The 20562-nt window shown below is 62.9% G+C and carries 20 protein-coding genes and 1 pseudogene; 12 read left to right on the top strand and 9 right to left on the bottom strand.

Annotated elements, in window-relative coordinates; all coding sequences use genetic code 11:
* A pseudogene (locus MUW49_RS08510) lies at positions 1-118 on the top strand (ISAs1 family transposase); the annotation flags it as partial.
* An 8-nt stretch (positions 119-126) separates the two neighbouring features.
* On the opposite strand, the gene MUW49_RS08515 reads toward MUW49_RS08510, so the two are convergent.
* Entirely contained in the window at positions 127-1194 is a 1068-nt protein-coding gene (locus MUW49_RS08515; protein ID WP_244812618.1) for an integrase arm-type DNA-binding domain-containing protein, read from the bottom strand.
* Between the two features lie 183 nt (positions 1195-1377).
* The gene (locus tag MUW49_RS08520) at positions 1378-2241 is read right to left on the bottom strand and encodes a YicC/YloC family endoribonuclease (protein ID WP_052815767.1); all 864 of its coding nucleotides are present in this window, start codon (positions 2239-2241) and stop codon (positions 1378-1380) included.
* 146 nt (positions 2242-2387) lie between these two features.
* Between MUW49_RS08520 and rph the strand changes: the two genes are divergently transcribed.
* From rph to MUW49_RS08565, 9 genes are all read left to right on the top strand, one after another.
* Positions 2388-3104, top strand: a complete 717-nt coding sequence (rph, locus tag MUW49_RS08525) for a ribonuclease PH (RefSeq protein ID WP_052815768.1) — start codon at positions 2388-2390, stop codon at positions 3102-3104.
* A 341-nt stretch (positions 3105-3445) separates the two neighbouring features.
* Positions 3446-4099 carry an orotate phosphoribosyltransferase gene (gene pyrE, locus MUW49_RS08530; protein ID WP_010676102.1) on the top strand — a complete coding sequence of 218 codons (654 nt, stop codon included), beginning with the start codon at positions 3446-3448 and terminating at the stop codon, positions 4097-4099.
* 179 nt (positions 4100-4278) lie between these two features.
* Positions 4279-6708: a heavy metal translocating P-type ATPase gene (locus tag MUW49_RS08535; RefSeq protein ID WP_244812620.1), complete on the top strand. Its 2430-nt coding sequence runs from the start codon at positions 4279-4281 to the stop codon at positions 6706-6708.
* Positions 6705-7094 carry a Cu(I)-responsive transcriptional regulator gene (gene cueR, locus MUW49_RS08540; RefSeq protein ID WP_010676100.1) on the top strand — a complete coding sequence of 130 codons (390 nt, stop codon included), beginning with the start codon at positions 6705-6707 and terminating at the stop codon, positions 7092-7094. The genes MUW49_RS08535 and cueR overlap by 4 nt, the downstream gene beginning before the upstream one ends.
* A 153-nt stretch (positions 7095-7247) precedes the next feature.
* Entirely contained in the window at positions 7248-8402 is a 1155-nt protein-coding gene (locus MUW49_RS08545) for a diguanylate cyclase (protein WP_039039690.1), read from the top strand.
* 30 nt (positions 8403-8432) lie between these two features.
* Positions 8433-8696: a YihD family protein gene (locus MUW49_RS08550; protein WP_052815770.1), complete on the top strand. Its 264-nt coding sequence runs from the start codon at positions 8433-8435 to the stop codon at positions 8694-8696.
* A gap of 197 nt (positions 8697-8893) precedes the next feature.
* Positions 8894-10342 carry a cytochrome c oxidase accessory protein CcoG gene (ccoG, locus tag MUW49_RS08555; RefSeq protein WP_052815771.1) on the top strand — a complete coding sequence of 483 codons (1449 nt, stop codon included), beginning with the start codon at positions 8894-8896 and terminating at the stop codon, positions 10340-10342.
* A 74-nt stretch (positions 10343-10416) separates the two neighbouring features.
* Positions 10417-11406, top strand: a complete 990-nt coding sequence (locus tag MUW49_RS08560; RefSeq protein WP_039039688.1) for a serine/threonine protein kinase — start codon at positions 10417-10419, stop codon at positions 11404-11406.
* A 209-nt stretch (positions 11407-11615) separates the two neighbouring features.
* Positions 11616-12224, top strand: coding sequence for a thiol:disulfide interchange protein DsbA/DsbL (locus MUW49_RS08565; RefSeq protein ID WP_043153379.1), 609 nt, complete (start codon positions 11616-11618; stop codon positions 12222-12224).
* An 80-nt stretch (positions 12225-12304) separates the two neighbouring features.
* On the opposite strand, the gene phnE is transcribed toward MUW49_RS08565, so the two are convergent.
* The 5 genes from phnE to MUW49_RS08590 all read right to left on the bottom strand — a co-directional run bounded on the left by phnE (position 12305) and on the right by MUW49_RS08590 (position 17383).
* Positions 12305-13852, bottom strand: a complete 1548-nt coding sequence (gene phnE, locus MUW49_RS08570) for a phosphonate ABC transporter, permease protein PhnE (protein ID WP_043153383.1) — start codon at positions 13850-13852, stop codon at positions 12305-12307.
* Positions 13840-14601, bottom strand: a complete 762-nt coding sequence (locus tag MUW49_RS08575) for an ATP-binding cassette domain-containing protein (RefSeq protein WP_043153387.1) — start codon at positions 14599-14601, stop codon at positions 13840-13842. The genes phnE and MUW49_RS08575 overlap by 13 nt, the downstream gene beginning before the upstream one ends.
* On the bottom strand, positions 14598-15443 hold the full coding sequence (locus MUW49_RS08580; protein ID WP_043153390.1) for a putative selenate ABC transporter substrate-binding protein: 846 nt from the start codon (positions 15441-15443) through the stop codon (positions 14598-14600). The genes MUW49_RS08575 and MUW49_RS08580 overlap by 4 nt, the downstream gene beginning before the upstream one ends.
* A 124-nt stretch (positions 15444-15567) precedes the next feature.
* Positions 15568-16746: a nicotinate phosphoribosyltransferase gene (pncB, locus tag MUW49_RS08585; RefSeq protein ID WP_244812622.1), complete on the bottom strand. Its 1179-nt coding sequence runs from the start codon at positions 16744-16746 to the stop codon at positions 15568-15570.
* Position 16747: 1 nt separating this feature from the next.
* Entirely contained in the window at positions 16748-17383 is a 636-nt protein-coding gene (locus MUW49_RS08590) for a nicotinamidase (RefSeq protein ID WP_043153394.1), read from the bottom strand.
* Positions 17384-17457: 74 nt separating this feature from the next.
* Here MUW49_RS08590 and MUW49_RS08595 point away from each other — a divergent pair, with 74 nt between their 5' ends.
* Together MUW49_RS08595 and MUW49_RS08600 are read left to right on the top strand one after the other, a co-directional pair.
* The gene (locus MUW49_RS08595) at positions 17458-18108 is read left to right on the top strand and encodes a DNA mismatch repair protein MutT (protein WP_029314880.1); all 651 of its coding nucleotides are present in this window, start codon (positions 17458-17460) and stop codon (positions 18106-18108) included.
* Positions 18109-18184: 76 nt separating this feature from the next.
* Complete coding sequence (locus MUW49_RS08600) at positions 18185-18673, top strand: DUF523 domain-containing protein (protein ID WP_052815772.1); 489 nt, start codon at positions 18185-18187, stop codon at positions 18671-18673.
* Here the strand turns inward: MUW49_RS08600 and MUW49_RS08605 are convergent.
* Both MUW49_RS08605 and MUW49_RS08610 read right to left on the bottom strand, forming a co-directional pair.
* Positions 18616-19563 carry an acyltransferase gene (locus MUW49_RS08605; RefSeq protein WP_052815773.1) on the bottom strand — a complete coding sequence of 316 codons (948 nt, stop codon included), beginning with the start codon at positions 19561-19563 and terminating at the stop codon, positions 18616-18618. The genes MUW49_RS08600 and MUW49_RS08605 overlap by 58 nt on opposite strands.
* 7 nt (positions 19564-19570) lie before the next feature.
* Positions 19571-20470 (bottom strand): acyltransferase, encoded by a 900-nt coding sequence (locus MUW49_RS08610; RefSeq protein WP_052815774.1) that lies wholly within the window; start codon positions 20468-20470, stop codon positions 19571-19573.
* Positions 20471-20562: the final 92 nt, after the last annotated feature.

The following is a 20562-nucleotide window of genomic DNA, read 5'->3' on the forward strand; positions in this document are numbered from 1 at the left end:
CAGGGCCGAGACTTCACGCAAGGCGAGCGTAAGACGGAAGCAAAAAATCGCAGGAATGAGCAGTGAATATCTGGAAACGGTACTCAATGCGGGTCTCAAAAAACTGGGTGAAATTTAACAAAATGTTCACGCTCTCACCCTGCCGGCTTCACCAAGCACATTGGCTAATGGCTGTTTCTTACTATCTACTTTTTGGCCAAACAGCTTGGCAATGGCATGGTTCAAGGTGTCGTCAGAGATATAATCTCGCCGCTTGCTGGCCCGCCGTGATGGAAACACATAGGGCGATCCGCAGGCCCGTACTTTAAGTTCGGCAAACCATTCGAGGCTGGCTGAGCTCAGCGGGATAGTGATCGCGGTGGCAGTCTTACTTCGCTCGGCTGGAATGCACCACGTTCCCTCGTCAAAATTGAGCTCACTCCACATCGCCGCAATCAACTCACCTTTACGCACCCCTAGATGAACCAACAACGCGATTGCCAGGTAGTTTTCACGGACGAACTGGTCCCGGTGTTTGCGAAGAACAGTGAACAGTAAATCCAGCTCATCAAGACCAAGAATGCGCTTCCGGCTCTTTTCCTGCCCACCAGCATCCGACATGGTGAAAGCCTGGGCAGGGCTGTAGTCCAGTAGGTTCAGCTTGATCGCATGCTTGAAAAGCTGCTTGCAAACCATCAAGGCATCATTGGCAGTTGCATTGCGTCCTGAGTTGGCGACTTTATGGATGATGGCACGGATATCGCGAGCATTAACGTCTTTCAATGCCAGCTTGCCAATTTGTGGGGCAATCTCTTTTTGGTAGAGGCGCTTGGGGATCTGCGGGTGCTTCAGCCGTCTGCTGACATCATGCTGATACCAGTCGAGAAACAGTTGCTCGACGGTTTTGATGGTTTCTTGTTGATCGCGTTTGCGCTCTGCTGATGGGTCTTTGCCATTTTCCACATCTGCGTTGAGGCGGGCGGCCTCACCGCGAGCTTGCGCGAGAGACAGGTGAGGATATGACCCTATCGTGAACCAGACTCGCTTCTTGGCGATATTGGTATAACGGAGAACCCATTTGCGGGTACCGCTGGGGAGTCTTCGAAGATACAGGCCATCACCCACATTGATGTTACTGGTGGCACCTAGCTTGCCCTCCTTTTCATCTTCAGCATCTTGCTCTTTGATCTTCTTGGCGAGTTCACTGGCTCTCATACGGAGTCCTTCGGCTAGTGGTATCACGTTCAGAAAAAGGTGGTATCACGCTGCGTCGTGATACCAAACGTGATACCACTTTATCAGAACATCAGCGGACATCTCAAATCACCCAAAAACAACAAGCCCCTGAAAATCAGGGGCTTGTGAGTCATCTGAAACATCGGGAAACGCCAAAAAACGTCATTCTATATTCTGGATCTGCTCGCGCATCTGCTCGATGAGGACCTTCAGCTCGACGGCGGACTGGGTCACCTCGGCGTTGATCGATTTGGAGCCGAGGGTGTTCGACTCGCGGTTGAACTCTTGCATCATGAAGTCGAGGCGACGGCCGCAGGCGCCACCCTTCTTCATGATCTTGTTGGTTTCGCTGATGTGCATCTCCAGACGATCCAGCTCTTCGGCCACGTCGATCTTCTGGGCCAGCAGCACGATCTCCTGCTCGATGCGGGCCGGATCCAGCTCCACCTTGGCCTCGGCCAGCCGGTCGGTGAGCTTCTGGCGCTGCCACTCGATGATCTGCGGCAGGTGCTCGCGCACCTTCTTCACTTCCACCTGGATGCCGGCCAGACGCTGTTCGATCAGCGCCTTGAGGTTGGCCCCTTCGCTGGCGCGGGAGGCGAGGAAGTCTTCCATGGTCAGGTCGAAGCCGGCCATCAGCTCGGTGGCGACCACGTCCATGTCCTGCTCGGCGGCAGCCATGACCCCCGGCCAGCGCAGCACGTCCACCGGATTGAGCTGACCTTGGCCCGCCTCTTTCATCACCCAGTTGGCGCTCTCGATGATGAGTTTGGCCAGATCTTCATTGATGTGGAGCTGGCTGGCGGCGGCCTGGGCGGCCTCGAAGCGCAGGTTGCACTCCACCTTGCCGCGCTGCAGCTTGGCGCGGAAGCGCTCACGCAGAACCGGCTCCAGGCTGCGCAGTTGTTCCGGCAGGCGAATGTAGGTCTCCAGATAGCGCTGGTTGACCGAACGAATTTCCCAAACGGCTGTGCCCCAGTCGCCCTTGAGTTCCTTGCGGGCGTAGGCGGTCATGCTGTGAATCATTGATTGTTCCGGGCTTGATGAAGTGTGCGGCCAGTATACTCAGCCAGGCCTGCTCCGTCAGCCGACGAGGTGGTTTTAGCGGCTGATATTTGAGTAGCGATCGCTTATACTCCTGCGCCAATTCAGCCAGCCCAGAGGTCAGTCCCATGTCCCGTCCCAGCGATCGCAGCGCCGCCCAGGTGCGTCCGGTAACCATCACCCGCCACTTCACCAAGCATGCTGAAGGGTCCGTGCTGGTGGAGTTCGGCCACACCCGCGTGCTCTGCACCGCCAGCGTCGACACCAGCGTGCCGCGCTTCCTCAAGGGCAAGGGGCAGGGGTGGGTCACTGCCGAGTACGGCATGCTGCCGCGCTCCACCCACTCCCGGATGAACCGCGAAGCGGCCTCCGGCAAGCAGAGCGGCCGCACCCTGGAGATCTCCCGTCTGATCGCCCGCTCCCTGCGCGCGGCGGTAGACTTGAATGCCCTGGGCGAACACACCATTACCGTTGACTGCGACGTGTTGCAAGCCGACGGCGGTACCCGTACCGCCGCCATAACAGGTGCCTGCGTGGCGCTGGTGGATGCGCTGAACTGGATGGTGGAGAAGAGGCTGATCAAACAGAGCCCGCTCAAGCAGATGATCGCGGCCGTCTCCGTCGGTATGTTCGAAGGGGAGGCCATCTGCGATCTGGAGTACATCGAAGACTCCGCCGCCGAGACCGACATGAACGTGGTGATGACCGAAGATGGTCGCATCATCGAGGTGCAGGGCACCGCGGAGGCCGAACCCTTCACCCACGAGGAGCTGCTGGAGATGCTGGCCCTCGCCAAGGGCGGTATTGCCGACATTATTGCGCTGCAGAAGCAGTCACTTTCCTGATACCAGGACCTGTTGATGTTTCGGCACAAGTCGCGTTGCAGTGTCAAAGGATGCCAGGCTAGGCGCAGGATGCCGCCAATGGTTATTCCCTTGGCAAGTCCTGCAACAACGCATGGCATCCTTTGCCACGCAACCCGTAGGGACGGGTCTGTTTTTGTGCATAACGTCGTTATTCGATGCCTCGTTTGGATTACCAAACTTCGCATCTCATGCCTAGTTCTGCGCAAAAACCGACTCCGTCGCGGCTGTGACGAAGCGTCAACAGATCCTGCAAACGCGGCATTGACCGCGTTTTTTTATACCCCCACACAAGTAAACGACAAGCCAAGCAAGGAGCCAGAATGAAAGCCTACCAGCGTCAATTTATCGAGTTCGCCCTGGAGAAACAGGTTCTCAAATTCGGTGAGTTCACCCTGAAATCCGGCCGCAAGAGCCCCTACTTCTTCAACGCCGGCCTGTTCAACAGCGGTCGCGATCTGGCCCGCCTCGGCCGCTTCTATGCCGCCGCCCTGATGGACGCCGGCATCGAATTCGACGTGCTGTTTGGCCCGGCCTACAAGGGGATCCCCATCGCCTCCGCCACCGCGGTGCAGCTGGTGGAGCAGCACGACGTGGACGTGCCCTGGTGCTTCAACCGCAAGGAGGCCAAGGATCACGGCGAGGGCGGCAACCTGGTGGGCAGCCCGCTCAAGGGGCGCATCATGCTGGTGGACGACGTCATCACCGCCGGCACCGCCATCCGCGAATCCATGGATCTGATCCAGGCCAATGGCGCCTCCCTGGCAGGGGTGCTGATCGCCCTGGATCGCCAGGAGAAGGGCAAGGGCGAGCTCTCCGCCATTCAGGAAGTGGAGCGTGACTACGGCGCTCACATCATCGCCATCATCCAGATGAGCGACTTGATCCAGTATCTGGAAGAGAAGCAGGCCGAGCAGCCGGAGCTGGCGGCGCAACTGGCCGCCATGAAGGCTTACCGCGCCCAGTACGGTATCTGAGTCGCCGCGTATACCGCGCAATAGTTGAAGGCGGCGCCCGTTTGTTCTCTGGCAGCAAACGGGCGCCGTTTTTTCATCTGCAAAAAGTGGATCATGTGGCTTGAGCTTACCCTTACGGTAAAGGTTAGGGTTTGCCAGTCGGCGTTTTGTGGTGCCGACGGGTTCCGGGGAGGAACAACATGAGCACTCATCTTCAATCACCCATTCATCTGCAGTTGCCGCTCAGCGGTATGAGCTGCGCCAACTGCGCCGGCCGCATCACGACCGCCCTCAACAAGCTCGACGGGGTATCGGCCACCGTCAACTTCGCACTGGAGCAGGCGGCCATCGACCTGACCAGCCCCGATCGCCTGCCAATGGTGCTCGACAGCATCAAGAGTCAGGGTTACGACTACGGCAGCGAGACCATATTGTTTCAAATCACCGGCATGACCTGTGCCGGTTGCTCGGCCCGTCTGAACAAGATGCTGGCGGCGCTGCCCGGCGTCATCTCCGCCGACGTCAACTTCTCCATCGAGCAGGCTCGTATCGTGCTGGTATCCGGGATGCAGACCCCCGCCGCCCTGCGCGAGCAGATCGAAGCCCTCGGCTTTGGCGCCCAACTGGCGCAGGGCTCCGCCAGCGGCCGCCGTCAGCAGTTGCTGGAGCGGGAAGCGCAGGAGGCCGCCACTGCCCATCAGGCGCAAACCCGGGTCATCGTCTCGGCCCTGCTGACCCTGCCGCTACTGGTGGGGATGCTGGCCATGGCCGGACTGTTCCCCTGGCATTTGCCCGCCTGGCTGGAGCTGGTGCTCGCCACCCCGGTACAGTTCTGGATCGGGGCCCGCTTCTATCGCGGCGCCTGGCTCGCCATCAAGAACCGCTCCGCCAATATGGACGTGCTGGTGGCGACCGGTACCAGCGCGGCCTACTTCTACAGCCTCTATCTGCTGCTTAATCTGGGGATGGCCGCCAGTGGCCAGCTCTACTTCGAGGCGAGTGCCATCATCATTACCCTGATTTCCCTCGGAAAACTGCTGGAAGCGCGAGCCAGACGCAGCACCCAGTCCGCCATTCGCGAGTTGATGGCGCTGCGGCCGGAAACCGCCACCGTCTGGCGCGGCGAGCGCTGGCAGAGCGTCGCCATCGACGAGGTGCTGCGCGGCGACAGGCTGCGGGTGCTGGTGGGGGAACGGGTACCGGTGGACGGCAGAATCGTGAGCGGTGAGAGTGAGCTGGACGAGTCGATCCTCACCGGTGAGAGCCTGCCGGTGCCGCGCGGTGAGGGCGACAAGGTGCTGGGCGGTGCCATCAACCGCTCCGGTGTGCTGGAAATTGAAGCCACTACGGTGGGGGAGGACTCCAGCCTCAGCAAGATCATCGCATTGGTGGAAAACGCCCAGATGGGCAAGGCGCCGTTGCAGCAGCTGGTGGACAAGGTCTCCGCCGTGTTCGTGCCGGTGGTGATGGCCATCGCCCTGTTCACCCTGCTGGTGTGGTACGCCATCACCAGCGACTTCGGTCAGGCGCTGCTGGCGGCGGTAGCCGTGCTGGTCATCGCCTGTCCCTGTGCGCTGGGGCTGGCGACGCCGGCGGCCATCGTCACCGGTACCGGGGTGGCGGCGCGCCACGGCATTCTGATAAAAGATGTCGATACCCTGCAGAAGGCCCACACCATCAAGGCGCTCATCTTCGACAAGACAGGTACGCTCACTCAGGGCAGGCCCGTGCTGGCGAGCTGGAGCGGCAACGATGAGCAACTGCGCCTCGCTGCCGCTCTGCAGCAGGCGAGCGAACACCCGCTGGCGCTGGCCATGCGCGAGGCGGTCGGCAAAGAGGCGATGCTGCCCCAGCCCGACGCGGTCGAGGTGCGGGTCGGTGCCGGTATTGTCGGTCAGGTTGCCGGTCACGCAGTCGCCATCGGCAATGGATCCCTGCTGGCCCAGCTCGGTATTGAGGTGCCCGCGCAGGATCAACAGCCTGCCGACGGCGCGACCCGGGTCTGGGTGGCCATCGACGGCGTGGTGGCTGGCATCGCCGCGCTGGCCGATACCCTGCGCCCCGAGAGCCCGGATGCCATCGCCACCCTGCGCCAGCGCGGCATCGCCAGCTGGCTGGTGAGCGGAGATGCGCCGGCGCCGGTGGCCCATATCGCCGCCAAACTGGGGCTGGACGGGGCCTTTGACTCCGTGCTGCCAGCCGGCAAGGTGGAAAAAGTCGAGGCGCTGCGGGCGCAAACCCGTGGGCTGGTCGCCATGGTGGGAGACGGGGTGAACGACGCCCCGGCGCTGGCGGCGGCGGATGTGGGTATCGCCATGGGCTCCGGCTCCGACGTGGCGATGGAGACCGCCTCCATCACCCTCATGCGGTCTGATCCGCGGCTGGTGGCCGATGCCATCGACATCTCGGCGGCCACTTGGCGCACCATCCAGCAGAACCTGTTCTGGGCCTTCGTGTTCAACATCATCGGCATTCCGCTGGCGGCACTGGGTTACCTCAGTCCCGAGCTGGCGGGGGCGGCCATGGCCCTGAGCAGCATCACCGTCTTGAGCAATTCCCTGTTATTGAAGCGCTGGCAGCCCCGGGCGGGCAGCCTGCGTGCATCTGAATCCCAAAGGAGTCATTCATGAACATCAGCAAGGTCGCCAAGGCCACCGGCCTGACCGCCAAGACCATCCGCTACTACGAGAGCATCGGCCTCATCTCGTCGCCAGTGCGCAGCGACAACGGGTATCGCAGTTATACGGATGCCTCCCTGCGGGAGCTGCGCTTCGTCAAGCGGGCGCGGGAGACCGGCTTCAATCTGGAGGAGTGTCAGGAGCTGCTGGCGCTCTATCGGGACGAGCACAGAACCAGTGCCCAGGTGAAGAAGCTGGCCCAGGAGAAAATCGTCGATCTGCGCTCCCGCATCGCCGGTTTGCAAGCCATGCTCAGCGCCCTCGAGGAGGTGGTGAGCTGCTGTCACGGAGATGCGAATCCCCAGTGCCCCATCCTCGACGAGCTGGAGAAAGGGTGAGGGAGGGTTGCGCCATTCGACCCTGCAGAAAAGGGACTGTCGGGGCCTGTGCGGGAGAGGACGCGCTGAGTGGCAGCTTAATAGCGGTCGATTGATTGTTGAGCAGGAAAGGGGAGTGTTAAACTGTGCGGCTCTTGTACAGGGAGTACCCAGTTGACACAGAGTGTGAAATATCAGGTGCGGCGGGCCATCATGGTCCAGCTCTATACCCATGCCTCCTTCAGCCTGCCTTGCCTGGGGCTGCTGGCGATCAGCTGGAGCCTGCTGTTCCACGATTACCTGCCGGCCAGCGAGTCGCTGGGCTGGCTCGGTCTGGTCCTGCTGCTGTTGCTGGGGCGCTGGTGGCATCTGCGCTGGCGCCAGCCCAGGCTGGCGGAGCTTCCGCTGCCGGTGCTCGAGCGCGAGCTCTTTGTCGGGGTGACCATCACCTCCATCGTCTGGGCACTGGGCGTGCTGCTCTACATGGACAAGCTGCCCGACACCTATCGTGCCGCCATGATGATGCTCTCCAGCCTGATCCTGACCGGCAGTGCCATCATGCTGTTCGGCAGCCGTCGTACCCTCTATGGGGCCGTGCTGCCCCTCGGGTTTGCCATGTTGTTCGAGCTCAGTGGCGGCAACACCCAGGAGCGTATCGTCTCCTGCATGCTGGCGGGGTATCTGTTCGTCTTTCTGCCGACCCTGCTGCGGCGCCTGCGGCGGGATCAGGTGGCCTCTCTCTACCACAGTTTTTCCAATGCGGACCTGGTGGCCGAGCTGAAGGCGGTCTCCGAGCACCTCAAGCTCACGTCCCGCCTCGACGGTCTGACCGGCATCGCCAACCGGGCCCATCTCGACGACTCCCTGGCGCGCGCCTGGCGTCGCTGCCACCGTGCCAGGGCGCCTCTCTCTCTGGTGCTGGTGGATGTGGACTACTTCAAGCAGTTCAATGATCACTATGGTCATCAGGTGGGGGACCAGTGCCTGCAACAGGTGGCGAGCCTGCTGGCCGAAGTGCTGCGGCGGGAAGACGATCTCGCTGCCCGTTACGGCGGAGAGGAGTTCGCCCTGCTGCTGCCCTGCACCACCTTGCAGGGGGCCATGCAGATCGCCGAGCAGGTGCGTACCTCGTTGCGAGCCCTCGGCATTCCCCACCACAAATCCCGGGTCTCGGGGCGGGTCAGTTGCAGCTTCGGGGTGGCGACCCTGGTGCCGGATCAGCATCACTCCATTGCCGAGCTCATCCAGAAAGCGGATGCGGCGCTCTATCAGGCCAAGCATAATGGCCGGGATCGTATCGAAGTAGCCTTGATGGGTAAGGTTGCCTGAGTTTCACAAGACAGATTAAAGAGGTCGTCTATGCAATGTCATCGTATCGAAGAGCTGCTGGAACTGCTGCAGCCTGCCTGGATCAAGGAGCAGGATTTCAGCCTGGTGCAGTTTGTTGCCAAACTGGCCGAGGAGGCGGGATTTGACGGTCCGCTGTCCGCACTGACCGACGACATGCTGATCTACCACCTCAAGATGCGGGAATCCGACAAGCAGGCGATGATCCCGGGGCTGGCCAAGGATCACGTGCCCGACTTCAAGGAAGCCCTGCTCAAGGCCCGCGGCATCAAGTAATCCGGGCGTCACATCGCCATCAGAGAAAGGTTTCAAGAGAATCTATTAAAAGGCGCATAGTCAACTGGCTATGGGCCTTTTTTGTTGCCTGAAATTGCGACGGGACTCGAACTATAGATACATTTAACCCACACAATTAGCAGGTTGTTTAAGATATAATCGCTTTCATAACAATATGAGTGGAGCGATGTGTTGCAATGGCCGACAAGGACAAGATCGACATCAAGGATGTGACCGGTGACGTCACCGGGACTTTCAATCCCAACACCTTCAAGGCGGGAGATGACAGGTTCAACCCCGGCAACCGCATCTATGTCCGCTCCCAGACCGGCTACTGGCAGCGGGTGCGCAAGGCCATGGGCTGGTTCTTCGTCGCGCTCTTTGTCCTCCTGCCCTGGCTGCGTTATGACGGCCGTCAGGCGGTGCTGTTCGATCTGGAGCACCAGCAGTTCCATATCTTCGGTGCCACCATCTGGCCGCAGGATCTCACCCTGCTGGCCTGGGTCTTCATGATCGCGGCCTTCGCCCTCTTCTTTGTGACCACCTTCCTGGGCCGGGTCTGGTGCGGCTACCTCTGTCCCCAGACGGTGTGGACCTTCCTGTTCATCTGGTTCGAGGAGAAGCTGGAAGGGGCCGCCAACAAGCGTCGCAAGCTGGATGCGGCACCCTGGAGCGGTGAGAAGCTGGCCCGGAAGGGCGCCAAGCACCTGGCCTGGATCCTGCTGTCGCTGGGTACGGGGCTGACCTTCGTCGCCTACTTCCAGGATGCCTTCCACCTGGTGCCCGATTTCGTCACCCTGCAGGCGGGAGGCTGGGTCATCTTCTGGGTGCTGTTCTTCGCCGCCTGCACCTATGGCAACGCCGGCTGGATGCGCGCCATCATGTGTATCCACATGTGCCCCTATGCCCGCTTCCAGTCCGCCATGTTCGACAAGGACACCTACATCGTCGGCTATGACAGCCAGCGTGGCGAGACCCGCGGCGCCCGTGGTCGCAAGGCCGATCCCAAGGCTCTGGGGCTGGGGGACTGCATCGACTGCGACCTCTGCGTGCAGGTCTGCCCGACCGGCATCGACATCCGTGACGGTCTGCAGTACGAGTGCATCAACTGCGGCGCCTGTGTCGACGCCTGCGATCAGACCATGGAGCGGATGGGGTATCCGAAGGGGCTCATCAGTTACACCACCGAGCACAAGCTGGCCCACAGTGAAACCCAGGTAGCGCGGCCCAAGCTGATTGGCTATGGCCTGGTGATGGTCGTCATGCTGGGGGTCTTCGTCTATAATGCCATGTCCATCATGCCCATGGGGCTCGACATCCTGCGGGATCGCAACCAGCTGTTCCGGGAAAACAGTGAAGGGCTCATCGAGAACACCTATACCCTGAAGATCCTCAACAAGACCCTGAACTCCCAGACCTACCGGCTGGACGTGGAAGGGCTGCCGGAGTACCAGTGGTTCGGACCCCGCGAGGTGACCCTGAAGGCGGGCGAGATCTATACCCTGCCGGTGAGTCTGGCGGTGGATCCCTTCAACCTGAAGCGCCCCACTCTGGACGTCCAGTTCGTGCTCAAGCGGGAAGGCGCGGCGCCGGATGACAGCAAGGGGACCTTGCGCCAACCGAGCAAGTTTATCAGCAGGTTGTGACGGCAAGGCGCACCGCCATGCACGGCAACGGCAGACAGTGGTGATAGAATGGGGCGCAACAGCGCCCCTTTTCTATGGTGGATGACATGCGTTTCAACTATTCCGACCTCAATCCCGATCTCATCATGGATGCCATCGATCTCAGCGGCTTGCGCATCGACTCCGGCCTTATCGAGCTCAACAGTTACGAGAACCGCGTCTATCAGTTCCAGGATGAGGATCGCCGTCGCTACGTGGTGAAGTTCTACCGCCCCGGTCGCTGGAGCCGGGCCCAGATCCTGGAAGAGCACGCGTTTGCCGCTCGCCTCTGTGAAGCTGAGATCCCGGTCGCCGCTCCCATTGCCTTTGCCGGCGAGACCCTGCTGGAGCATCAGGGCTACCCGTTTGCCATCTGGCAGAGCGTCGGGGGGCGTCAGTTCGAGGTGGACAACCTGGACCAGCTGGAGTGGGTGGGGCGTTACCTCGGTCGCATCCACAGCGTCGGTGCCAGCCATGCCTTTCATCACCGGGTTCCGCTGGATGTGGAGAGCATGCTGCACGAGCCGCGTCAGTTGCTGGCGGCAGGCGAGTGGTTGCCGAGCGGGCTGGCCAAGTCCTTCTTCGGGGTGCTGGACGAGCTGATCCGGCACGTATGCGACGCCATGACCCTGGATGTGGCACGCATCTCCCTGCATGGGGACTGCCACCCGGGCAACATCCTGTGGCGTGACGGCCCCCTGTTTGTCGACCTCGACGATTGCCGCACCGGCCCCGCCATCCAGGATCTCTGGATGATGCTGAACGGGGAGCGTCATGAGCAGCAGATCCAGCTCGATACCCTGCTGGCGGGGTATGAGGAGTTCATGGAGTTCGACCCGCGGGAGCTGGCGCTCATCGAGCCGCTGCGCGCCATGCGCATCGTCCACTACATGGCCTGGCTGGCAAGACGCTGGGAAGATCCCGCCTTCCCCCGCCACTTCTCCTGGTTCAACACCGAACACTACTGGCGCCAGCAGATTGCGACCCTGCATGATCAGCTCGAGGCATTGAAGGCCCCGCCGCTCAGCCTGATGCCGCAGTGGTAGGGGCGCGAACCCGGCAGATCGCCACGCCACGGGGCGTTCGTTGGTGGTGTCGCCCGCACCATTGCCACAGCGGCAAGGTGCCCGTGGGAGGCGGGATGGCGGTCCCGCCTGTCTGCCTTTGCCATTGACGGCACGAGGGTGAGGCAATAGGCTTGGACTGCTTCGGTTCGCCGGGCGTGCCTCACAGTGATCCCTTAACAGGAAACGTCATGAAAAAAGTACTATTTTTCCTCGCTGCCATGCTGATGATCCCCATGGTTCACGCCGCCCCGCAATTCAAGGAAGGTGTCAACTATGACGTGGTCAGCCAGACCGGCAGCGCCCAGCCGGAAGTGATGGAGTTCTTCTCCTATTTCTGCCCGCACTGCGCCAAGTTCGAGCCGATTGCCGAGGATCTGAAGAAGAGCCTGCCGGAAGGCGTGCCGATGAAGAAGAACCCGGTGGCCTTCCTGGGCCGTGAAATGGGCCCCGAGATGCAGCGTGCCTACGCCGTCGCCAATCTGCTGAACGTGGAAGGCAAGCTGACCCCGGCCATCTTCGACAAGATCCACACCCAGCGCCAGATCCCCCAGAGCCGCGCCGACGTGAAGCAGGTTTTCGTGGACAATGGCGTGCCGGCTGAGGAGTTCGACGGTGCTGTCGACAGCTTCGCCGTCTCCGGCATGGTCTCCCAGTTCGACCGCAACACCGAGAGCTACAACGTGCGCGGCGTGCCGGCCTTCCTGGTGAACGGCAAGTACATGGTGAAAATCGAATCCATCACCTCCCAGGAACAGTTCAACCAGCTGGTGCAATTCCTGCTGGCGAAGAAAGACTGATCCAGACTGACCTCGTGAAAAAAAGCCCGCCGGTGCAAACCGGCGGGCTTTTTGTTTATCAGGGCCATGCAAGGCGGGCCTCAGATCTGGCAATCCCGCTGGCTGGGGGCCGGGCGAGGCAAACGGGTGCGGCGGCTGAGGGCCTCCGCCAGCCAGACCAGCAGCAGTATGGCCAGCAGCAGGGTGGCGGTCTGGTCGTAGCGGAACAGGCTGAGCGAGACATAGAGCTGCTGTCCCAGGCCGCCGGCGCCAACCACGCCGAGTATGGTGGCGGCCCTCAGGTTCATCTCGCCGCGATAGAGGCTGTAGGCCAGCCACTGGCGCGCCACCAGGGGGAACACCCCGTACCAGAAGCAGGCCGTAGGGCCGGCCCCGCTCAGCTGCAAGGCGAGGCGAGGGGCGGGATCCGCGTTCTCCAGGGTCTCCACGAACAACCGCGCCAGCACCCCGGTGGTGTGCAGGGTCAGCGCCAGTATGCCCGCCACCGGCCCCAGTCCGACCGCGATCACCAGCAGGCTGGCGAAGATGAGTTCGGGCACGGAGCGCAGCAGGTTGAACAGCAGCCGCAGCGGCCAGCAGTGGCGCGCGAGGCAGGCCAGCGGCAGGGCCAGCAGGGCGCTGAAGAGGGTGCTTAGCAGCGCCATCTGCACCGTATCGAGCAGGCCCATAGCCACTGTCTTGAGGAAGGGCCATGACCAGTCCGGTCGCAAAAACTCTCCCAGGAAGGTGCCCAGGCCCCCCAGTGAGAAGCTCAGCATGCGCCAGTCGAGCTGATACAGCGCGAGGACAGCGGCCAGCCCCAGGCAGATCAGCAACAGCAGGCCGGGGGAGCGGCTGTGGCGCAGCCAGGCGCTGAGGCCATCCGCGAGCGTCACCAGCAGGATGAAGGCCAGCAGCAGGGTCACCACCTCGCCACCGGCAAACATGCGCAGGGAGAGTTCGAGCTGCTGACCGAGCCCGCCGGCGCCGACGAAGCCCATGATGACGGAGGCGCGCAGGGCGCACTCCCAGCGGTAGACGGTGTAGGAGAGCAGTTCCTGACGCACCGCAGGCAGCACGCCGTACCAGAGCGCCTGCAGCCGGCCGCTACCGCCCAGCAGCAGGGCGCGGGCCGGTTGCAGGGCACCGCTCTCCATGATCTCGTTGTAGACCTTGGCCAGCATGCCGCCGTAGCTGACGGCGATGGCCAGGATGGCGGCGAGCGGCCCGAGCCCCGACAGACGCACGAACAGCAGCGCCCAGATGAGCTCGGGCAGGCTGCGCAGCACGATGGCGACGAGGCGCGAGAGGGCCCGCAAGGCGCCGCGCAGCGGGCTGGGCACCGGCCCCAGTTCGGCCAGCGACAGGGCGCGGGAGCCGAGCAGGGCGAACGGCACGCCGAGCAGCAGGGCGCCCGCCAGTCCCAATGTCGCCACCGCCAGACTCTCCAGGGTCGCGGTCAGGGTCAGGACGAGGAAGTCCCGATCCATGCGGGGCGGCCAGCTGGTGGCGAGGACGTTGCCCATCTGCCGCCAGCTCTGGCCGTCGAACAGGCCGAGCCAGCCGTCGGCCTGTTGCCACAGGCTGTAGCCGATGAGCAGCAGCAACCAGGGCAGGGGATGGCGCCAGCGGCTAGTCAAATTGAACACGCCGCCGCCTCGTCATCACCGGCGTAGAGCTCGGCCAGCATGGCCGGGGTGACGGCCGCCGCCGGACAGTCGAACAGCACTCGCCCCTCCCGCAGGCCGATGATGCGGGGGAAACGGCCGAGCGCCAGCTCGACCGCATGCAGGTTGGCGATGAGTGTGCTGCCCCGGGCGCGGGCCTGTGCCAGCAGGGCATCCAGGCTGCCTTGGGCGAGCACGGGATCGAGGGCGGAGACGGGCTCGTCCGCCAGGATCAGATCCGGCTGCTGATAGAGCACCCGTGCGATGCCGACCCGCTGCAACTGGCCACCGGAGAGCTCGCCGCAGCGCTGTTGCCACTTGTCGGCGAGGCCGAGGCGCGCCAGCTCGGCTAGCGCGCCTTCGGGGTCGCAGGGGCGCAGCAGGGAGAGTAAGGAACGGCCGAGGGACCACTGACCGAGCCGGCCGGCCAGCACGGCGGTCACCACCTGCTGGGAGGCGGGCAGCGGCGGTTGCTGCCAGACCATGCCGATCCGGCTGCGCAGCCGCTGGCGGTCCCGGGTGGAGAGGGTCCAGGGATCCTGGTCCCAGAGGGTGAGCCTGCCTTCGCCGCGCAGCTCGGTGCCGAGCAGCCGCAGCAGGCTGGTCTTGCCCGCGCCGCTCGGCCCTATGATGGCCACGCACTCGCCTGCCGTTATCTGCAGGTTGAACGGCTGCAGGATGCGGCTCTGGCCGAGCCGCAATCCTTCCCCGTCCAGCGCGACGGCGATCACTTCAGCAGGCCGGCCTGGGTGGCGGCGGCTTCGATGCCCAGGTAATTCTCGGGCTTGGTCTCGATGAAGCGGGTAGCGCGTTGCAGCTTGAGGATCTCGGCCTGGGCGGGCACCGCCGGATCCAGGCTGAGGAAGGCTTGCTTGATCTTCTCTTGCAGGGCCGGATCCATATCACCGCGTACTGTCCAGTTGTAGTCAAAGTAGGTCGGGGTGGTCCAGATCACCTTGACCTTGGTGGTGTCGACCTTGCCCTCTTCCACCAGTTTCTCCCACACGGAGGCATTGAGCGCACCGGCCGGCACCTTGCCGGAGGCGACCCAGGCGACGGTGGCGTCGTGGGCGCCGGAGAAGGCGACGTGGGCGAAGTCACGTTCTGGGTTGATGCCCTGCTCGGCCAGGAAGTGGCGTGGCATCAGGTGACCGGAGGTGGAGGAGGGGGAGCCGAACGCGAAGTCCTTGCCCTTGGTGTCGGCCAGGGTCTTGATGCCGCTGTCGGCATTGGCGATGAACTTGGAGGTGAACTGGGCATCTTCCTGACGCTGCACCAGGGGTACCACCTTGTCGGCACGGCGGTGTGCCTGCACATAGGTGAAGCCCCCGAGCCAGGCCATGTCCAGCTTGCCGGCGGCCAGCGCCTCGACCACGGCGGCGTAGTCGTTGACCGGCACGAACACCACCTCGCGGCCTGTTTTCTCGGCCAGGTAGTCACCCAGGGGGGCAAACTTGCGCTGCAGCTCGGTGGGGGCTTCGTCCGGGATGGCGGAGACCCGCAGCGGTTCGGCGGCGACGGCGCTCAGGCTGGCGAGCAGGGTGGTGAGGGCGAATATCCATCTGGAGGTCATGAGTGGTTCCTTGTGGTCTGGCGTTCGAACAAGCGAAAGGTCCGACGGGGGCCGGACCTTTCAGGTGAGTCATGGTAGGGGGCCATCGGCGCAGTGCGCAAGATGGGACACTCAAAAAGGCGTCTTATACCCCGACGTGGAAGGCCTGCTTGAGGTTGCGGATGAAGTCCGCGTCCCGGCACAGGGTCTTGCCCGGGCTGTCGGAGATCTTGGCGACCGGGCCGCCGTTGCACTCCATCAGCTTGAAGACGATGTTCATCGGGGTGACGCCTGGCAGATCGCAGGTGAGCTTGGTGCCGATGCCGAAGCTGGTGTTGATGCGACCACTGAAGTGGCGGAACAGCCGGACTGCCTTGTCGAGGTCGAGGCCGTCGGAGAAGACCAGCGTCTTGGTGGCGGGATCGATACCGAGGCGCTGGTAGTGGCTGATGGCCTTCTCGCCCCAGACCACGGGGTCACCGGAGTCGTGGCGCAACCCCTGATATCGGCTCGCCAGCTCGAAGTCGAAGTCGCGCAGGAAGGCATCCATGGTGATGCAGTCGGTCAGGGCGATGCCGAGGTGGTTGGTGAACTCGTCCAGCCAGCTGGTGAGGGCCGCGCGCTGGCTGAGTTCCAGCGGGAAGCCGAGTTGCTGGTGAGCCTGGAACCACTCGTGGGCCTGGGTGCCCACCGCCGGCAGCCGGTATTTCTGGGCCAGCTGGTAGTTGCTGGTGCCGCGAAACGCCGGCAGCCGATCCTGGAGGCGGCCCACCACGGCATCCTGCACCGCATGGGAGAAGCGGCGGCGGGTGCCGAAGTCGATGAGGTTGAACTCGGTCATCTCCTCCCGGCTCAGCTCCCGTTCCAGCTTGTCGATCTTCTGGTCGAGCCGCTCCAGTGCCTGGCTGACGCCGAACTGGGGGTAGCGGAAGCGGTTGCGCATCTCGCTGATGATGGCGAGCACCGGGATCTCCCACAGGATGACGTCCTGCCAGGGCCCTTCGACCCGCACATTGATGCGGCCATCCTGCTCGAACACCTTGAGCAGGGAGGCATCCAGCGGCTTGCGGCGCAGGTGATCCAGATAATCCGGGGTGAAGAAGGGGCGCTCGGCCAGAAAATCGAGCTCGGGTCTGGTCAGCCGCAGGGAGCCGGCGAGGTGCAGCTGCTCCTCGATCTCGCCCATCATGGGCAGCAGATCCTCTTCGTTGCGGCTGTAGAATTCGGCCACCACCTCGGCATCCGGGTAGCGATGGAACACAGCCTGCTGCATGTGCAGCTTGTAGGCATCGGTGTCGAGCAGGCTGTTGAGGATCGGGGGCATATCAGGCGTCCAGCAGGCGTTGTACATCGGCCAGGGTCTGGGCCAGCTCGGCGCCGGCCTCGATCATCTGGGCACGGGCCTGGGCGATCGTCTCGGGGGCGATGCCGCGGCAGGCATCGAGGTGGACGATGACCCGGAAGCCGGCGCGGAGCAGTTGCAGCACGCTGGTCTTGACGCAGTAGTCGGTGGCGAGGCCGCCGACCAGCACGGTCGCGACGCCGCGGGCCTGCAGGAACTCGATGAGCCCGGTGCTGCGACGCTCGGCGAGGTCGTGGTAGCAGGCGCCATAGGGGTGCAGATCCGGCTCGACCCCCTTCCAGACGAAGAAGTCGTAGTCGATGGGGGCGGGCAGGCCGTCGAGCAGCTCGAAGCCAGGGGTGCCCGGCACGCAATGGGCCGGCCAGGTGAGGTCGGCGTTGGGCAGATCCAGCGGTTGCAGCATGGCGGCCGGCTCGCTCACGACCCAGGCAGCGTTCGCGGGGTGGGCGTCCTTGCTGCCGACTCGCAGGGTGGCGAGGGCGGCCTGGGCGTTGAGCGCCGCCACAATATCATCCCCGCCTGCGACGGGCAGCTCGTTCGGACAGAGCGGAGTAAACCCCTTCTGCGCATCAATATCCAGGCTGGCGATGGTTCCCATGGGTGACTCCTGCACATAATATTCTTGTGATATTATCTACCAAACATTATTAGAAGGCGAGCAGGTCGACCAGGATGCCGAGAATGAGTCTGGATATGGTGGTGCTGCGGTTGCGCGAGGAGCGGCTCGAACTGCTTCTCGAGACCCGGGATCGCCCCCCCTTTGCCCACTGCTGGCAGTTGCCGGCCCTGCGCATCGACGAGACCCGGGATCGGGATCTGGACGCGGCTCGCCATCGCCTGCTGGCAGAGTGGGGGCTGGAGCACTGCTACAGCGAGCAGGTCTGTACCCTCGGCAACCTGGAGCGGGATCCCCGCGGCTGGTCCACCACCCTCGTCTATCTCTGTCTGGCGGATCCCGATGGGGGGGCGGTGCGCGGTCGCTGGCATCCTCTGGACGATCTGCCCGGCCTGCAACTCGCCTTCGATCACGGCAAGCTGGTCGCCATGGGGCTGGAGCGGCTGCGCATCAAGAGCCGTTACAGCACCCTGCCGCTGCATCTGCTGGGGGCGGAATTCACCCTCTCCGAGGTTCAACGGGCGTTCGAGATCGTCCTGCAGACCCCCATGAACACGGCCGCCTTTCGCAAGCGGCTCCACCGTGCCGACATCCTGGTGGACACAGGGCGCAAGCGCACCGGCAAGCAACGTCCCGCTATCCTCTATCGGCTGGAGACCCCCTGTTGCGTCATGTTCGATCAGGTGATGCACGGTGCGGAAGCATAAGCCGATGTCTGCGAAAGCCGGATTGTCGCCCCATAGCGGGTCTGGTGCACTGGCACCTCACACAGGAAGTGAAAGCATGGGAGAGACGGGAATGCACAAGGTGCTGGTGAGCGCCTGTCTGCTGGGGCAGCCAGTGCGTTACGACGGCCAGAGCAAGGGGATTGTCAGCGACTGGCTGCAGGCGCTGGGAGCGGAGGGGCGGGTGCTGGCCTTCTGTCCCGAGGTGGCGGGGGGGCTGCCGACCCCGCGACCACCCGCCGAGCGGCAGGGTGAGTCTGTAGTCACCGAAAGCGGGCTGGATGTGACGACCGAGTTCGATCGCGGCGCCGCCCTGGCGCTGGCGCTCTGCCAGCAGCAGGGCATTCGCTTCGCCCTGCTGAAAGAGGGGAGCCCCTCCTGCGGCAGCGGCCGTATCTACAACGGCCGCTTCGAAGGGGTCTCGGTGGCGGGCGAGGGCAAGACCACCGCCCTGCTGCGCCGCCACGGCATCGCCGTGTTCAGCGAGGATCAGCTGCCCGAACTGGCGTCGGCGCTCTCCTTGGCGGTCAATGGGATGGGCGCCTGAGCCCGCTGCCAGCCTTCCAGTATTTCGTCCTTCTCCTGCCAGCGCTGGTTCAGCCACTCCTGGAAGCCGCGCTTGAACTGCTTGTCGTTGAAGTAATCCCCTACCAGTTGCTCGTCCACCGGCAGCTCCTCGATCCGCACCCGGATGCGCTTCATCCGCCCCATCAGGAAGTCCTTGAAGGGGGTCTCGGTGTTGTCCGGGTAGCTGATGGTGACGTTGATCAGGCTGTCGAACTGATCGCCCATGGCCGCCAGGGTGAAGGCGAGCCCGGCCGCCTTGGGCGGCATCAGGTGGCGAAAGCGGGAGCGGGAGGCGTCACGCTTCTGTTCGGTGAAGCGGGTCCCCTCCACGAAGTTGATGACGGTGGTGGGGATGTGGCGAAACTTCTCGCAGGCGTTGCGGGTGGTCTCGATGTCCTTGCCCCGCAGGTGCGGATTGCGCAGCAGAAACTCTCTCGAATAGCGGCGCATAAAGGGCATGTCCAGCCCCCAGCAGGCGAGCCCCAGCAGCGGGATGTAGATGAGCTCGTGCTTCATGAAGAACTTGGGCACCGGCAGCCGGTCGCGGAAGAGATGGCCCAGCACGACGATGTCGGTCCAGCTCAGGTGGTTGCTGATGATGAGATACCAGCCATCCTTGCGTAGCCGGGTGTCGTCCTCCACCTGCCAGTCGATGCGGGTGGTGAGGCGGATCACCAGGGCGTTGCAGCCGAGCCACAGGCGCATGAAACGGTTGTTGAGGCGACTGCAGGCACGACCGAAGGCCGGCACGGGGAGCAGCAGCTTGGCCAGGGACACCAGCAGGATCAGGCTGGCGCACAGGGCGGTAAACAATATGGCCAGGCCGGTGCTGATGAGCAGCACCAGGGGGCCGGGGAGCAGGCTTAGCATGAGTGTCTTACTGCGTCTTGTCCGCCAGTAGCTGGCCCAGGGTCTGGTCTTTCTCGCACCAGATCCCGTTCAACCACTGCTGAAACTCTTGTTGGAACTCGGGGTCATTGAAGTAATCCCCCACCAGATTGCGTTCGATCGGCAGAAAGCGGACCCGAACCTTGATCTCCCTGACTCGACCGCACATGAAGTCCCAGTAGCTGGGGATGCCGCCTGGATAGGCGATGGTGACATCCACCAGTTTGTGCAGCTGATCCCCCATGGCCGCCAGGGTGAAGGCGACGCCACCCGCCCTCGGGTGCAGCAGGTGACGATAGGGAGCGCCCTGTTTGTCGTGCTTGCTGGCGGTGAAGCGGGTGCCCTCGACGAAATTCATCACGCTCACCGGAATGTGGCGGAATTTGGCACAGGCCTTTCGCGTGGTTTCTATGTCTTTTCCCCTCAGATGTGGGTGCTTTTCCAGAAATTTTCGGGAATAACGCCGCATGAATGGGAAATCCAGCGCCCACCAGGCCAGACCGAGAAAAGGTACCCAAATCAGTTCTTTCTTGAGGAAAAACTTCAGGAAGGGGATTTTTTGATTAAAAATCCGCTGCAATACCAGTATGTCGACCCAGGATTGGTGGTTGGCAATCACCATATACCACTCATTCCGGCGCCCTTTGTCCACTCCGACCACATCGAAAGGGGTGTTGATGATGGTTTTCTGGATCAGATTGTTAAAACCTATCCAGTGGGTGGCGCAGCCGTCCAGGAGGGTGTTGCAGAGACGTCGCGCCCCCTTGAAGGGCAGCAGCAGCTTGATGAGGCCAAGCAGCAGGACGGGGACAAACCAGAACAGGGTGTTGATGAAATAGAGCAGGGTCGAGAGGCTGCCGCGCAGTCGCTCTATCAGCTTGTTGAGCATGGTGGAATCCGTCTTCGTATCGGTGGATGGCAACCAAGTGGTCAGATCTGTTGCCATAATATCAGCCGGCCCACGACTAGACCATGGTGGCG

The sequence above is a fragment of the Aeromonas sp. LsrichE-8G genome, from assembly GCF_022869435.1.
Lineage (GTDB): Bacteria > Pseudomonadota > Gammaproteobacteria > Enterobacterales > Aeromonadaceae > Aeromonas > Aeromonas caviae.

What these genes read in the sequence shown, in the direction of transcription:
- MUW49_RS08515 (WP_244812618.1), bottom strand. Translation starts at nt 1,194, where the DNA reads ATGAGAGCCAGTGAACTCGCCAAGAAGATCAAAGAGCAAGATGCTGAA.
- MUW49_RS08520 (WP_052815767.1), bottom strand. Translation starts at nt 2,241, where the DNA reads ATGATTCACAGCATGACCGCCTACGCCCGCAAGGAACTCAAGGGCGAC.
- rph (WP_052815768.1), top strand. Translation starts at nt 2,388, where the DNA reads ATGTCCCGTCCCAGCGATCGCAGCGCCGCCCAGGTGCGTCCGGTAACC.
- pyrE (WP_010676102.1), top strand. Translation starts at nt 3,446, where the DNA reads ATGAAAGCCTACCAGCGTCAATTTATCGAGTTCGCCCTGGAGAAACAG.
- MUW49_RS08535 (WP_244812620.1), top strand. Translation starts at nt 4,279, where the DNA reads ATGAGCACTCATCTTCAATCACCCATTCATCTGCAGTTGCCGCTCAGC.
- cueR (WP_010676100.1), top strand. Translation starts at nt 6,705, where the DNA reads ATGAACATCAGCAAGGTCGCCAAGGCCACCGGCCTGACCGCCAAGACC.
- MUW49_RS08550 (WP_052815770.1), top strand. Translation starts at nt 8,433, where the DNA reads ATGCAATGTCATCGTATCGAAGAGCTGCTGGAACTGCTGCAGCCTGCC.
- ccoG (WP_052815771.1), top strand. Translation starts at nt 8,894, where the DNA reads ATGGCCGACAAGGACAAGATCGACATCAAGGATGTGACCGGTGACGTC.
- MUW49_RS08560 (WP_039039688.1), top strand. Translation starts at nt 10,417, where the DNA reads ATGGTGGATGACATGCGTTTCAACTATTCCGACCTCAATCCCGATCTC.
- MUW49_RS08565 (WP_043153379.1), top strand. Translation starts at nt 11,616, where the DNA reads ATGAAAAAAGTACTATTTTTCCTCGCTGCCATGCTGATGATCCCCATG.
- MUW49_RS08580 (WP_043153390.1), bottom strand. Translation starts at nt 15,443, where the DNA reads ATGACCTCCAGATGGATATTCGCCCTCACCACCCTGCTCGCCAGCCTG.
- pncB (WP_244812622.1), bottom strand. Translation starts at nt 16,746, where the DNA reads ATGCCCCCGATCCTCAACAGCCTGCTCGACACCGATGCCTACAAGCTG.
- MUW49_RS08590 (WP_043153394.1), bottom strand. Translation starts at nt 17,383, where the DNA reads ATGGGAACCATCGCCAGCCTGGATATTGATGCGCAGAAGGGGTTTACT.
- MUW49_RS08595 (WP_029314880.1), top strand. Translation starts at nt 17,458, where the DNA reads ATGCCGAGAATGAGTCTGGATATGGTGGTGCTGCGGTTGCGCGAGGAG.
- MUW49_RS08600 (WP_052815772.1), top strand. Translation starts at nt 18,185, where the DNA reads ATGGGAGAGACGGGAATGCACAAGGTGCTGGTGAGCGCCTGTCTGCTG.
- MUW49_RS08605 (WP_052815773.1), bottom strand. Translation starts at nt 19,563, where the DNA reads ATGCTAAGCCTGCTCCCCGGCCCCCTGGTGCTGCTCATCAGCACCGGC.
- MUW49_RS08610 (WP_052815774.1), bottom strand. Translation starts at nt 20,470, where the DNA reads ATGCTCAACAAGCTGATAGAGCGACTGCGCGGCAGCCTCTCGACCCTG.